Source organism: Amaricoccus solimangrovi (assembly GCF_006385685.1).
GTDB classification, from domain to species: Bacteria; Pseudomonadota; Alphaproteobacteria; order Rhodobacterales; family Rhodobacteraceae; genus Amaricoccus; species Amaricoccus solimangrovi.
This window is the reverse complement of sequence record NZ_VFRP01000017.1, coordinates 1-14,141: the sequence shown is the minus strand read 5'-3', so window position 1 is coordinate 14,141 and position 14,141 is coordinate 1. Positions and strand designations below refer to the sequence as shown.

At 72.5% G+C, this 14,141-nt stretch carries 11 protein-coding genes; 1 reads left to right on the top strand and 10 read right to left on the bottom strand.

Translation table 11 applies throughout. The annotated features are described in order from the left end of the window. Positions 1-2: 2 nt before the first annotated feature. From tagH to FJM51_RS15570, 9 genes are all read right to left on the bottom strand, one after another. Entirely contained in the window at positions 3-1,355 is a 1,353-nt protein-coding gene (tagH, locus tag FJM51_RS15610) for a type VI secretion system-associated FHA domain protein TagH (protein ID WP_140455073.1), read from the bottom strand. Then, entirely contained in the window at positions 1,352-2,416 is a 1,065-nt protein-coding gene (gene tssG / locus FJM51_RS15605; protein ID WP_140455072.1) for a type VI secretion system baseplate subunit TssG, read from the bottom strand. Before tssG ends, tagH begins: the two co-directional genes overlap by 4 nt. Then, positions 2,380-4,275 carry a type VI secretion system baseplate subunit TssF gene (gene tssF, locus FJM51_RS15600; RefSeq protein WP_140455071.1) on the bottom strand — a complete coding sequence of 632 codons (1,896 nt, stop codon included), beginning with the start codon at positions 4,273-4,275 and terminating at the stop codon, positions 2,380-2,382. The genes tssG and tssF overlap by 37 nt, the downstream gene beginning before the upstream one ends. A gap of 1 nt (position 4,276) precedes the next feature. Further along, entirely contained in the window at positions 4,277-4,993 is a 717-nt protein-coding gene (gene tssE / locus FJM51_RS15595; protein ID WP_140455070.1) for a type VI secretion system baseplate subunit TssE, read from the bottom strand. Positions 4,994-5,016: 23 nt separating this feature from the next. Then, positions 5,017-5,466: an Hcp family type VI secretion system effector gene (locus tag FJM51_RS15590; RefSeq protein WP_140455069.1), complete on the bottom strand. Its 450-nt coding sequence runs from the start codon at positions 5,464-5,466 to the stop codon at positions 5,017-5,019. 40 nt (positions 5,467-5,506) lie between these two features. Next, complete coding sequence (tssC, locus tag FJM51_RS15585; protein ID WP_140455068.1) at positions 5,507-7,021, bottom strand: type VI secretion system contractile sheath large subunit; 1,515 nt, start codon at positions 7,019-7,021, stop codon at positions 5,507-5,509. 1 nt (position 7,022) lies between these two features. After that, positions 7,023-7,553: a type VI secretion system contractile sheath small subunit gene (tssB, locus tag FJM51_RS15580; protein WP_140455067.1), complete on the bottom strand. Its 531-nt coding sequence runs from the start codon at positions 7,551-7,553 to the stop codon at positions 7,023-7,025. A 6-nt stretch (positions 7,554-7,559) separates the two neighbouring features. After that, positions 7,560-8,723, bottom strand: a complete 1,164-nt coding sequence (tssA, locus tag FJM51_RS15575) for a type VI secretion system protein TssA (RefSeq protein ID WP_140455066.1) — start codon at positions 8,721-8,723, stop codon at positions 7,560-7,562. Positions 8,724-8,824: 101 nt separating this feature from the next. Continuing rightward, positions 8,825-10,927, bottom strand: coding sequence for a serine/threonine-protein kinase (locus FJM51_RS15570; RefSeq protein ID WP_140455065.1), 2,103 nt, complete (start codon positions 10,925-10,927; stop codon positions 8,825-8,827). A 135-nt stretch (positions 10,928-11,062) separates the two neighbouring features. On the opposite strand from FJM51_RS15570, the gene tssH reads away from it, so the two are divergent. Next, a complete protein-coding gene (gene tssH / locus FJM51_RS15565) occupies positions 11,063-13,786 on the top strand; it encodes a type VI secretion system ATPase TssH (protein ID WP_140455064.1) in 2,724 nt (907 codons plus the stop codon). A gap of 12 nt (positions 13,787-13,798) precedes the next feature. Here the strand turns inward: tssH and FJM51_RS15560 are convergent, their stop codons facing one another. After that, on the bottom strand, positions 13,799-14,041 hold the full coding sequence (locus FJM51_RS15560) for a type II toxin-antitoxin system RelE/ParE family toxin (protein ID WP_267901431.1): 243 nt from the start codon (positions 14,039-14,041) through the stop codon (positions 13,799-13,801). Positions 14,042-14,141: the final 100 nt, after the last annotated feature.

Sequence of the window (14,141 nt, the reverse complement as noted above, 5' to 3'; positions counted from 1 at the left end):
GGTCATTTCTCCCCTTCGTAGGCGTCGCGGAAATCGGCGCCGACCTCGCCAAGGAACCGCGTCTCCGCGCTCTCGGCGATCGCGCGGAACCGCTTCTGGTAAAGCTCCCACAGTTTCGCGCGCCGGCCGCCGGCGAGCAGCTGCTCGAGCAGGCCGAGCTCATCGAGCTCCTTCTCGATCGCGGCCGGGTCGAACCGGTCCACCATCCGCCGGAGCGCGGCCTGCGTGCCGCGCCAGGTGCCGGCGTGATGCGCGGCGAGGTCGCGCACCGCGCCCGCGATCGCCACCTCGGCCTCGGCGAAGCCGCCGGCGCGGCCCTGGGCCATCACCGCGAGCGCGTCCTCGACGGTGGGCATGAACTTGAGCGGGTTCACCTCCGCCGATCCGACCACCGTCTGGGCGAGGCGGGCATTGCCCTTCTCCTCGGCCCGGAGCCGCAGGAGCCGCATCAGCCCCTCGGCCATCATCCGGTACTCGCGCCCGAAGGCCTCCATCCGCGCCAGCCGGTCCCCTTGTGGCGCGTCGGCCGCGTCGAGCCCGAGCCCGCGCAGGAAGGCGGCGAAGAGCGCGTCCTCGCCCGGACCCGCGGCGGCGGACGGGCGCGGCTCCGGAGTTGGCTCCCGTGCTGGCTTCGGCGCCGGCGGCGCGGCCGGTCCCCAGTCGAACCCCTCCGCGCCGAAATCCTCGGGCTGGGCGGGGGCATCGGCGGGCTCCGGTGCGGCGGGCGCGGGCTCGCCCCAGTCGAATCCACCTCCGCCGAGCCCTCCCCCCTCGCCCCCTCCTCTGGGCGGGGGCCGCTCGCGCACCCGCTCGCTCGGGAGCGGGTCGAGCGTGAACGGGTCGTCGAAGGCGGGGGGGCCGCGGCGCTCGGGGGGCGTGGTGTCGACCGGCGGCACGAAGCTCGGCGGCGGATCGAACGGGTCGGGCAGGCCGCGCGGCCGCGCCTCGCGCGGGGGCGGCGCGGCCGGGGCGGCGAAGAAGGCGTCCGCGTCGAAATCCCGCGCCGCCCCGCCCGGCGGCGGTGGCGCGGCGGGCGCGGCGTCGAGTTCCACCCGCATCACGTAGTCGCCGAGGCGCAGGCGCATCCCGTCGCGGAGCGCGAGCGGCCGGCCGGGGCCGAGCGGCCGGGAGGCGTCGTCGACGAAGAGCCCGCCGCTCGACGTGTCGGTGACCATGTAGCCGCCGCCCCGGCCCGAGACGGTGCAATGGGCGCGGGAGACGTAGTTGTCCGGATCCTCGATGCGCCAGTCGGCCCCCGCGCCCCGGCCGATCACGATCTCCTCGTCCTCCCGGAGGCTCATCCGCCGGACGATCTGGGGGCGTGGCGCCTCGACGAGGGTGAGGACGAGGCTCACGACGCCGCCCCCCGCCCTTCTGCCGCGAGCCCGACCACGGCGCGCAGACACAGGTCGTCCGCGTCCGCGGCACGGCGCGGCGCGAGCCAGGCGGTGCGCCCGAGTCGGCTCGCGCCGAGCCGGGCCGCCGGGATCTCCGCCGCGGCGAGGATCGGGCGCAGGTCGACGTCGAGGCTCTCGCCGATCCCGTGCAGCAGCGCGAGCCGGAGCGCCGCGAGCCGCCGCCCGCCGGGCAGCAGCGAGAGATAGTCGTCGAATCCGAGCGGGCCGACGCGAAGCTCGATCCGGCTCTGCCGGGTGAAGACGCGCGGCCCCAGCGCCGCGCCGCGCCCGAGCACCGCGTGGGCGCGGCCGAGCCGGGTCATCAGCCGCGCCGGAACCGCGTTCCAGCCGCCGACGAATTCGCTGATGCGGACCGGCAGGCCGAGCGCGGCCGAGACGAGGCTGGTCAGCCGCTCGGGCCCCAGCACCTGATGCGACAGCGCGGCGGCCTGGCCGAGCTTCAGCCCCGCGATGGGATCCTCGCCGCCGCCCGCGAGCGCGCGGAGCATGACGCGGAGCCGGTCCGCCGCGCCGCGCTCGGCCTGCGCCGCCGGGTTCTGGTCGGCCCAGGCGCGCCAGTAGAGCGCCAGCGCGCGGTGCTGGGTCATGTTCAGGAAATCGAGGAAGGTCGTGTCGCTGGTCGCGCCCGCCCCTTCCGGACCGCCGCCGGTGAACCAGCGGTTCGCCAGCCGGTCGAGCACCCAGCGCGCGATGTGCAGCGGCAGCGGCCCCTCCGGCCCGATGAGGCCGATCACGGCGACGCCCACCGTCGCCGGCCGGTCGCCCCGGGCCGGGTGCCAGGCCGCGACGTCGCGCACCGCGAAGCCGAGCCGCGCCTCCTGGCCGAGCCGCGCCGGCTCCTGCTCGGGGCGCCCGCCCCGGCCGAAGCGCCGCCCCTCCATCCGGTCCTCCGCCTCGAGCCGGCGCAGCAGCTCGAAGAAATCCATCTGATCGGCCGGCGCGGGAAGCGTCCCGCCCCCGCTCAGATCAGGCCGCGGTTGCCGAGCGTCATTGGCCATGACACCTCCTCGTGCCCGCGGGCTAATCTGGTCCGCGTCCGCGCGAAGGCGTTGACGGCGGCGTAGCGTGCGAAGAGCCGGGCGAGCAGCGCCGGCAGGAGCAGCGCGGCGTGGCCGGCGAACCGTGTCTCGTCGATCTCGAGCGTGATTTCGGTGCCCCGCCCGAAGCACATCGGTCCCGCGACCGGCAGGCGCTCGATGACCGGGCGCGCGGTGACGGCGGTCAGCCCCCGGACATGGCGCGCCAGCGCCGGGTCGCCCCGGTCGGCGTAGAGCTCCAGCGTCGCGCGGAGCGGCTCCAGCGCCTGCCCCTCGACCGCGAGGCCGAGATGGTTGAGCGAGAGCTGAGCCACCAGCCGCCAGGCGAGCTCGTCCGCCCGGCTCTCGCCCGCGCGCGTCTCCGGTCCCGGCGCGAGCGCGGGCCGCGGCGGGCGCAGCGAGCCGATGAGCGTCACGCCCTGCACCGGGTCGCCGCTCTCGAGCGTCAGCGCCGGCTGGTCGTCGATCAGCGCGAGGTCGCGGTTGGTACAGAGCGCGCGCGGGTCGAGCCGCGCGACCGGCTTCGCCGGCGCCTCCGCGGCCGGGTGCGACAGCGACACGAAGACGTCGTCCCCCGCGTAGGAGGTGCGGAGCCGCCCCCGACGCCGCTCGTCCTCGCCGGCGCGGCGCGGCCGGCGCTCGGCCCACCAGACCGGGCCGCCGGAATTCTGGTCGAAGTCGAAGAGCGCGGGGATCCGCGCCTCCGGCCCGTCGCGGTCGGCATCCTCGAGCCGGATGATCCGGTAGATCTCGAAATCCCTCGGCCGGGCGCGGTCGGCGTGCAGTACCTGGCGCGGGCGGCGCGGATCGACCTCGACCATGTCGCATTCGCGCTCGAAGAGGTTGACGATCGGCGTCGTGAAGAGCCCGAGATCGGCGGGCTTGAGATCGGCGAGCACGGGCGCCGGGCGGCGGAGCAGGAAGACCACCTCCAGATCGCCATCGCAGCGGGCGACGACGGGCCGCAGCCCCTCGATCCGGACGAAGTGGAACCGCTCGGGCATCATGAAATATTCGCGCAGCAGCCGGTAGCCCTCGAAGCCGGGCCGGGTCCGGGGCATCAGCGCCTCGTCGTCGCGGAGCCCGATCATCGACGGCCCCTCGACGGGGAAGAGCGCGGATCCGGGCTTGCCCGGCGGCGCGGCCGGCCGGGCGCCGACCGCCGCCACCGCGCCGAAGAGCGTGTCGAACAGCGCCGGCGCCCGGCTCCGGTCGTGGAAATGCAGGTCCAGCCGGTCGAGCGCGAGTTCGGCGAGCGGGCCCCCGCTCCGGCGCAGCGTGAGGCGGAGCGCGGCCTCTCCCGTCTCGCCCCCACCCCCGCTCATCCCGACCGCGGCGCCGATCCCGGCGGCGGCGAGCGCGGCGCGGTCCTGGTGATAGGCCGCGCCCGCGATCTCGATCGGCCAGAGCGTCACGTCCTGCGCGGTCGTGTAGGTCGCCCGCGTCGAGAGCCCCGGCCTCAGCCCCGCGACGAGCCTTGTCCCGCGCGGCACGACATGGCCCGCGCGCATGGTCCGGACCTGCTGCGCCGGGCGCAGCGCCACCATGCCGGTGGCGGGTGTCGGCGCGATCAGGTCGGGATAGAGCGCGTCGAGCACCGCGCGGGCGAAGCGGCCGCCCTCGGCGTCGAGCTTCAGCCGCGTGCGCGCGGAGAGGAAGGCCACCCCTTCTAGCAGCCGTTCGACGTAAGGATCGGGACAGGGCACCGTGTCGAGCGCGAGGTTGCGCGCGATCGCCGGATGGAGCGCGGCGAATTCGCCGGCGAGGCCCCGGACATGGGCGAGCTCTTCCTCGTAATATTCGAGGAAGGCCCGGTCCATCTCAGGCCTCGCGCAGGCTGGTGCGCGCCCAGCCGGTCTCGAGATCGACCAGCGTGCGCAGGATGAGCCGTTCGGGCACCGGCGACATGACGAGCAGGCCGTCGATCTCGATCGTGATGCCGGTCTTGTCGCCGGTCGAGACCGTGACGCGGGTGGCGCTCTCGCGGAGCCTCGGCTCGAAGGTGGCAAGCACCGCCTTGATCTCGCGCGCCAGCGTCTCCTGGTCGAAATCCTTCGCGGCGCGCCCGGCGAAGGCGGGGACGCCGTAGTTCACGACGCTGCGCCGGACCTCGGGGAAATCGGCGAGCGAGGGCGGGTCGTCCGGGCGCGCCACCGCCTCGGCCGGGGTCCGGAGCGGCGTGCTCTCGAAACGCTCGGTGTTGAAGAGCGCCTCGATGTCGCGGCGCACCGCCTCGCGCAGCACGCGGCCCGAGACGACGATGCCGCGCGTCTCGATCTCGGCGCGCCGCGCGAGACCCGCGCAGAGCCGGGCGAGCTGTTCGCGGACCGCCGGCGCCAGATCCGCCTCGGCCTCGATCGCGCGCGGCCCGCCCGCGACCAGCGCCTCGACCCGCTCCGCGCCGAGCGTGACGTCGAGCATCCCGCGCAGCCCCTCGATCTCGGAGGCGATCCCCGGCAGGTCGTTGATCAGCCGGTCCCAGAGCGAGGGCTGCGCGGCCTCGCGCGTCGACCGGGGGGAATCGCCCGTCTCGATCATTCCTTCGCGCCTCCCGCCCGTCGTCACTTGCCGACGCGGACGTCCATCTCGATCTCGTGGTCCTTGTCGTAGACGAACTTGATCTTGTGATAGGCGAAGCCGACCTCCTCCTCGATCACGTCCGGCTCCTCGGCGGAGGGGTGCAGGCGGTAGCTCATCACCGAGGCGTCGGTCAGCGTCACCACGAGATAGTCGCTCGTCTCGCCGCCGATTGTGCGCCGCGCGGCGAAGACCACCTCGTCGAGCGGCGTGTTCTCGAACAGCGCCTTCTTCAGATAGGGCGAGGCCATGTCGTAGTGCTTGGTGAAGACGATCTGGTCGAGCGCCACCCGCCCGCGGCGCGACAGGCTGTTCGGGTCGTAGGGCGCGTGCATGTTGAAATCGACGCGGTGCACCTCGATCTCGTCGGCGTGGCCGTCCCGCTCGCTCGGGCCGGGAATGTCGGGAACCTTGAGAAAGCCGTCGATCTTCATTCCGTATTCCCCCCTTTGAAATGGTCCCGGCGCGGGACCCTCATTGCTTCACGGACGGCAGTTCGGAGACCAGCCGGAGCGAGGCGTTGATGCCTTCGAGCTGGTAATGCGGGCGGAGGTAGAAACGCGCGGCGTAGTAGCCGGGCCGGCCTTCGACGCTGTCGACCTGCACCTCGGCCGCGGCGAGCGGCCTTCGCGCGCGGGCCGCGTCGTCGGCGAAGGCGGGATTGGCGAGGACGTAGCGGTTGATCCACTCGGTGAGCCAGATCTGCATGTCCGCCCGCTCCTTGAAGGAGCCGATCTTGTCGCGCGCGATCGCCTTCAGGTAATGCGCGAAGCGCGAGACCGGGAAGAGATAGGGCAGGTTCGCCGAGAGCCGCTCGTTCGCCTGCGCGTCGGAATCGACGAGCCGGCCGGCGCGCGCCTCGTCGTCCTGCAGCGAATGCGCGCCGATGAAGGCGGCGATGTCGGTGTTCTTGCGGTGCAGGATCGGCATCAGCCCGAGCTTCGCGAGCTCCGCCTCGCGCCGGTCGTCGATCGCGACCTCGGTCGGGCATTTCATCGCGACCGAACCGTCGTCGGTCGGGAAGGTATGCACCGGCAGGTTCAGCACCGCGCCGCCATTCTCGACGCCCCGGATCTGGCTGCCCCAGCCGAAGAGCTTGTGGCTGCGGTTGATGTTGACGCCCATCGGGAAGGCCGCGTTCATCCAGACGTATTTCTCGTGGTCGCCGACCACCTCCTCCTCGAAGGCGAACCCTTTGACCGGCACCGTCTCCGCGCCATAGGGGAGCCGGGCCAGCACGCGCGGCATGGTGAGGCCGATGTAGCGGCTGTCCTCGCTCTCCCGGAGCGACTGCCAGGAGGCGTAGCGCGGATTCGAGACGATCTGCTGGAGATCCTGCGGATTGGGCAGTTCCTGCCAGCTCTCCATCCGGAAGAGCGTGGGCGAGGCGGCGGCGATGAAGGGCGTGTGCGCCGAGGCGCAGATCCCCGACATGTTGCGCAGGAGACCCACGTCCTTCGGGTGGTTCGAAAATTCGTAGCCGCCGACGAGGCAGCCGAAGGGCTCGCCGCCGAACATCGAGTATTCGTCGGTATAGACCTTGCGGAACACCGGGCTCTGGTCCCAGAGCTGGCCCTCGTAATCCTCGAGCGTGTCGGCGAGCTCGCCCTTGGTGATGTTCATCACCCGGATCTTCAACTTCTGGTCGGTCTCGGTGTTGTTGACGAGATACCACAGGCCGCGCCAGGTGCCCTCGATCTCGCGCACCTCGGGGGCGTGCATCACCTCGTTCATCTGCTCGGTCAGCATCGCGTCGATGCCCGCGATCAGCGACTTCACGGACTTGATCGCATTCGACGAGATCGCCGTCGTCTCGGAACGCGCCTGCGCGGCGAGCGCCAATGTGCGCACGAGCTCGCGGAGCCGCGCGCCGTCGTCCTCCCTGACGCGGAAATCCTTCTCGAGATGGCCCATGTATTCGCCGAGATCGACCGCCTCGGCCTCGGCCACGCCTGGAGCGGCGACCTGTTCCTGTTCCGGCTCGCCCATCTCAGCCTTCCTTCTCGCCCGAGACGGCCTCGTTCGCGATCTTCGCGAGCAGGGGCTCGTTGTTGAGGAGCGCCGCGATCCGCTTCTCGGCGTCCACCCGCCCGTCCATGAAGCCCAGGAGTTCCTCGAGCTGGCGGCGCATCCTGAGAAGCTCGGCGAGCTGGGGCACCTGCTCGGCGATCCTGTCGGGGGCGAAGTCGCCCATCGAGCGGAAGCTGAGATCGACCGCGAGTTCCTCCTCGCCTTCCGCGCCCTCGGCCTTTGGCAGCGTGTTCCGCACCCGCGCCTTCACCCGGGGTGCCAGCGCCTCCATGAACTTCGGGAACCGCCCGGCGTCGACGTCGACGAAGGCGCGGTCGGTGACCGGCTTCGCCGCCTCCGGCGTCTCGGAGGCGCCGGCGAGGCCCGCCATCACGCCCATCACGAACGGAAGTTCGATCGTCGTCGGGCTGCCATAATGCTCGACATCATACGCGATCTGCACGCGGGGCGCGCGGTTGCGTTCGATGACCTTCGCCTTGCTTTCCGCCATGTCCTGTCACCCCGAGTTGCGAGAAGCCTTCTTGTCGTCCGCGAGTCCGGCGAGGGAGCGGAATTCCTTGAGACCGGAGGGGGCGAGATCCTCCATGAGTTCGAGGAAATCCATCGGCACCATCCGGCGCATCCGGCGTGCGAGAAAAGGAACCGGGCTGGCCGGTTCCACGCGGTCGTAGAATTCGATGATCCGGTCGAGGCAGGCGATCACGTCCTGCCGCGTGGCGAGCCGCCCGGGCGGGACCGGGCTGGCGGCGGCCGGCGCGAGGCTCGCCCCCCCGCCGAGCGGGGCGGGCGCCGCGGCCGCCGGCGCCGGGTCCTGGGGCGCGGCGGCGGTGTTCCCGGCGGCCGCGGCCTTCAGGCTCCGCTCCAGCGGCGTCCGCATCCGGGCGAGGCTCCGGCCGAGATCGGCGAGCGGCACCGCGGTCCCGAGCCGTTCGGCGAGCACGCGTTCGAGCATCGTCAGCGCGTCGCAGGCGGCGCCGGCCCGGGCGGCGAGCGCCGCCATCTCCGCCGGCGCCTGGTCGGCCTGGGCGGCGCAGGCGGTGGCGACGGCGCTGACCAGCCGTTCGTGCTCGGCGACGAAGGCCGCGCGCTCCTGCTCGCCCATGCCCGGCGCCGCCTCGCCGAGCGCGGCGCGGCTGTCGAGCGCGGCGCGTTCGAGCCCGCGCCCGGTCACCGGGTCGAGCGCCGGCGAGGCGAAGGCGACGCGGCCGCGCAGATCGGCGAGCAGCCCCTCGCCGTCGCGGTCCATCTGCAGCGTGAGCAGCGTGCTCACCCGCCGCTGCGCCGCCTCGCGCGGGGTCGCTCCCGAGCCGAGGCGCGGATAAAGCGTGTCCCAGTGTTCCTCGAGCGTGCGGGCGATCAGGGTCAACCCGTCGGCCAGCCCCTCGAAGCCGCGCTCATTCGCGAGCGCGCGGGCGACGACGACGAGGAGCCGCAGGTCGCGCCCCTCGCCGCGCAGCGCCTCGGCCTCGGTGAGCACCGCGGACCAGTCGACCGGCTCGACCACGCGCGACACCGGATTGTTGTTGCGCGGATCGCGTACCACCTCGACCGTCGGGCGCGTCATGCGGAGGAGCGCGTCGAAACGAGGCTCGCCGTTCAGTTCCTTGCCGGATGGGTTCGGCTCGCCGATCGGCGCGAGCCAGGGCTCGAAATCGAACACGTCCCGTTTCTCCAAGGAATTCCCGGGCGCAATGATCCCAGTGTACCCGCGAAACCCCCTTCCGCGCAAGTTTCCGGGAGCGGCGGCGCCGGAACCCCGTCTTATTCCCGCGTGTCGAGCAGCTGCGTGGCGACCGCGAGGATCGTCACCCGCCCCTCGCGGAGCACGGCGTCGAGATCCGCCGCGAAGGAGGCGATGGTCTCCGTCGTGGGCCTGAGCGTGTCGAAGAGCGGCCGGTCGGTGCGAAAGACGATGACGAGGCTCTTGCCGAAGGTGTCGTCGACCCGGAAGGACAGCCGGGAGGCGGGATCCGCGCGCGCCTCCGCCTCGCCATAGGCGACGCGCACGCGCCGCACGCCGCCCGCGACGGTGCCGAGATCCGCCACGGCGGTGGCGGGCTGGCTCAGCCGGGGCAGCAGGTTGTAGAGATTGCCGGTCACGTCGGCGATCACCACCCAGAGATGGCCGTCGCCGGGCTCGGCGGGCAGGAGCACGTCGATGACGGGATTGTCGCCGGTCGCGTAGATCCCGGTCAGGTTCTTCTCGTCGCGCCCGCCGAAGCCGAGCCCGACCGAGATCGACCCCGTTCCCGCCGACACCGCCGGCAGCAGGCCGGCGACGCCGCAGATCGCAGGGTTGAGCACCACCGGCTCGGCGCGCGCCACACGGTCGCCGATCGCCCCGGCGAGGGCGGCGCCGAGTTTCCGCCGGGTCTCGTCGGAGGCGACACTCCCCCGCACCGCGACCTCCGCGCCCATCGGATAGACGTCGCCGCCCGAGGGCGGCGCGGCAATGAGCGGACCGCAATCGGCGAGCGGCTTCACCGCCGCCTCGACCATCGCCGGTGTCAGCCGGAGCGGCCCGGTCGCGATCCGCGCGTGGGGGACCAGCCCGGCCCCGGTCGCCGCGGAGGCGAAGCCCGCCTCCACCGCCGCCCGCCCGGTCGCGTCCGGCGCCACGCCGACGAGGCCCGCGTCGCGGTCCGAGACGTCGAGCCGCCATTCCTCGAGCGGCGCGGCGGCGGTGATGAGCGCCGCGACCGCCGCGCCCCAGTCCGCCACCGGCTGCCCGGAGGCCAGGGTGAGCGCGTCGGGCTCGGGCGTGGCGCCGGTCGCGGCGGCGAAGGCCTCGGCCACCGCCTTGCCCGCCGCCGCGTCGGGCACGTCGCCCGAGAGCCGCGCCGCGCCGTCGCCGGTCCGCTCGGCGGTGAAGACATAGGGCCGCGCGACCGGCGGAACCCCGGGCCGCGCGAGCCACCAGCCGAGCCCCGCGAGCGCGGCCACGAGCAGGACCGCCGCCGCCAGCGGCCAGCGGGACCGCCGCCCCTTCTCCGGCGCGGGCTTTCCCCGCTCCGGTTTCCCCCGCTCCGGCGAAGGCTTGCCGAGCGCGTCGATCTCCGAGAGGACCGCCGCCGCGCTCGGCGGCCGCCGGGCCGGATCGGGGTCGGCCAGCCGCTCGATCAGCCCGCGCAGCGGCTCCGGCACGCCGCCCGTGTCGAGCGGGCGCTGCTTCGAGGCGACGATCGCGCCGGGCGAGCCGCCAGCGTCCGGCACCTGGCCCCGGAAGGTGGCGAGCAGCAGCGCGCCGAGCGCGTAGAGGTCCGAGCGCGGCTCGGCGTGGCCGTTCATCTGCTCGGGCGCGGCGTATTCGTACTTGCCGGCGAAACCGTCGCCCACGATCGTGCGCGCGCCCGCGTTGGCATCCTTGGCGATGCCGAAGTCGATGATCACCGCCTGGCCCGGATCGCCGCCGCGCAGGATGATGTTGTCGGGCGAGAGGTCGCGGTGGACGATGTTGCGGGCATGGGTCGCGACGAGCCCCTCGGAGACCCGGCGGGCGACGGTCATCAGGTCGCCCGGATCGGCCCCGCCCGCCTCCAGCCAGTCCGAGAGCGGCGTGCCGTCGACATAGTCCATCACCAGATAGACATGCCCCTCGGCGCTGCGGCTGCAGTCGGTGTAGCGCACCACCGCGTCGGAGGCGATCGCGCGCATCTCCTCCTCGCGCTTCATCAGTTCGATATAGGCGTCGTTGGCGGAAAAGGCGCGGTTCAGGGCCTTGAGCGCGACCACGCGGCCGGTGATCTGGTTGCGTGCGCGATAGACCTCGCCGGTGCCGCCACGCCCGAGCACGCCCTCGATCTCGTAGGTGTTGTTGAGCACCTGCCCCTTGCGAAAGATGTCGCCCGGCAACGGTTCGATCATCCGGTGCTCCCCCCTCCCGCTGGCCCCTCTTCCCGACGGAGCATTTTGAAATCGGAGCGGATTGTGGCAGGCTGTCGGTCATCAGCTAATGCCATTTCGTGCCTCCGATCAACCGGATTGGAAAGGACTACACCGGTGGCCGAGCGCTCGTCGTCGCAGGTGTTCAAGCGCAAGGAACTGGTGGCGCGGCTCGACCCGGCCTGTCAGCGCGCGTTCAAGGCGGCGGCCGACACCGCGAAGCTGCGCGGCAACCCTTACGTCGAACTCGCCCATTTCATCGAGCAGCTGGCGCTCATCGACCGGGGCGACGTGGCGCTGATCCTCGCGGAATCCGGCGTGGACGCGGGCCGGCTCGCGGCGGACATGACCGGGGCGCTCGACCGGCTCCCCTATGGTGCGACCTCGATCCAGGATTTCTCCGACCACGTGTTCCACGCGATCCAGGAGGGGATGAGCTACGGCGCGCTCCACGCCCGCGACGAGACGGTGCGCTCGGCCTACATCCTGCTCGCCGCGCTCAGGGTGCCGGTGCTCGAGGGGCTGCTTGGGCGCATCAGCGGCGAATTCGACCGGATCGACACGGAGGCGATCGGCGCGCGGCTCGACGAGGTGCTCGCGGGCTCGATCGAGGGCGGCCCGGCCCCCTCCGCGGAAGCCGCGCCCGCGCCGCGCCGCGCTTCCGGGGCCGAGTCCGCCCTCGCGCGCTACGCGACCGATCTGACCGAGCGGGCGCGGGCGGGCAGGATCGACCCGGTGATCGGCCGCGATCCCGAGATCCGCCAGATCATCGACGTGCTGACGCGGCGGCGGCAGAACAACCCGATCCTGACCGGCGAGGCCGGCGTGGGCAAGACCGCCGTCGTGGAGGGCTTCGCGCTCCGGATCGCGGAAGGGGACGTGCCGCCCGGCCTCGAAGGCGTGAGCCTCCGCGCGCTCGACATCGGGCTCATGCAGGCCGGCGCGAGCGTCAAGGGCGAGTTCGAGAAGCGGCTCCGCGCCGTGATCGACGAGGTGCAGTCCTCGGAGACGCCCATCATCCTCTTCATCGACGAGGCGCATACGCTGATCGGCGCCGGCGGCGCGGCCGGGACCGGGGACGCGGCGAACCTGCTGAAACCCGCGCTGGCGCGCGGCGAACTGCGCACCATCGCCGCGACCACCTGGGCCGAATACAAGCAGCATATCGAGTCCGACGCGGCGCTCACCCGCCGCTTCCAGGTGGTGAAGGTCGAGGAACCCGACGAGGCCTCGGCGGCGCGGATGCTGCGCGGCGTGGCGGGCGTGCTGGAGGCGCATCACGAGGTCCAGATCCTCGACGAGGCGATCGAGGCGGCGGTTTCGCTCTCGCACCGCTACATCCCGGCGCGGCAGCTGCCCGACAAGGCGGTGAGCCTCATCGACACCGCCTGCGCCCGCGTCGCGGTCTCGCAGCACGCCACCCCGGCCGAGGTCGAGGACCTGCGCCACCGCCGGGCGATGCTCGAGGTGGAGCGCGGCATCCTCGGGCGCGAGGCGGCGATCGGGCTCGACACCGAGGCGCGGCGGGACAGGCTCGAGGCGGAATTCGCCACGCTCGAAGGCGAGATCGCGGAAGCGGAGGCGCGCTGGGAGAAGGAGCGCGACCTCGTCGCCCGCGTCCTCGCGCTCCGCGCCCGGCTGCGCGGCGCGGGCGCGCCGCTCGATCCCGTCGCCGGCGACGAAGCCTCCGAGGGGGCGCCCCTCGAGGAAGCGGCGGGGGAGCAGGTTTCAGGCGACGAGGCCCCGCCCGACCGCGAGGCCGTTCTCGCCGAGCTCAAGGGGCTGATGACCGAGCTCGCCGGAGTCCAGGGCGAGTCCCCGCTGATCCTGCCCTCGGTCGACCGCGACGCGGTGGCGGCGGTGGTGCGCGACTGGACCGGCATCCCGACGGGCCGGATGCTGACGAGCCAGACCGAAAAGGCGCTCGGCCTCGCCGCGATCCTCGGTGAGCGCGTCGTCGGCCAGGACCATGCGATGGAGATGATCGCTTCCCGCGTGCAGACCAGCCGCGCCGGCCTCGGCCCGCCGGAGAAGCCGGTCGGCGTCTTCCTGCTCTGCGGCCCCTCGGGCGTCGGCAAGACCGAGACCGCGCTCGCGCTCGCCGAAACGCTCTACGGCGGCGAGCAGAACCTGATCACGATCAACATGTCCGAATTCCAGGAGGCGCACACCGTCTCGCTGCTGAAGGGCGCGCCGCCCGGCTATGTCGGCTACGGCAAGGGCGGCGTGCTGACCGAGGCGGTGCGGCGCAGGCCCTATTCCGTCGTGCTGCTCGACGAGGTCGAGAAGGCGCATCCGGACGTGCACGAGATCTTCTTCCAGGTGTTCGACAAGGGGATGATGGACGACAGCGAGGGGCGGCGGATCGACTTCAAGAACTGCCTGATCCTGCTCACCTCCAACGTCGGCTCCGAGGTCATCATGCGCGCGACGGAGAACGGCCGCCGTCGCGAGGGGGTCGAGGGGCTCGACAAGGCACTCCGCCCGCCGCTGCTCGAGGTGTTCCCGCCGGCCTTCCTCGGCCGCGTCGTGACGATCCCCTACTATCCGCTCGACGACGACATGATCGACCGGATCGCCACCGCCCGCTTCGCCCGGATCCGCCGGCAGCTGATGGAGCGCCACGAGGCGGAACTGGTGATCGGGGAGGGCGTGCTCGGCCTGGTGCGCGCGCGCTGCGTGGAGGTGGAATCCGGCGGACGGATGATCGACGCGATCCTGACCAACACGCTGCTGCCGGAACTGAGCCGGGGCGTGCTGCGCCGGGCGCTGGAGGGGGGAAAACTCTCGCGCGTGACCGTGGGCGCGGGGGCGGAGGGGTTCACCTACGATTTCGAGTGAGGGACCTCGGGACTATTCAAGCCGCGGCGACTTCCGGCTCGTATGCGCCACGGTGATGATTTCCACGACGCCGGCGCGTTCATTGATCCTGTAGTGAACGCGGTAGGGCAGGCCAGAGACGACCAGCGCGCGGGTATGCCCGTCCCACTCCCGCCCCAGCATCGGGTGGTCCGCGAGCATCTCGGTGCTCTGCCGAATGCGGTTCGCCACCTTCGCGGCGGCCATTATATCGTCATAGGCGATGTAGGACTGGATTTCCCTCAGAGCCGGACTCGAAACTCTACGCGCCGTGCCAATACCTTGCGAGGCGCCTGGTCAGGACGCGGATATGGGCGATGAATATCCACGCCTCGGC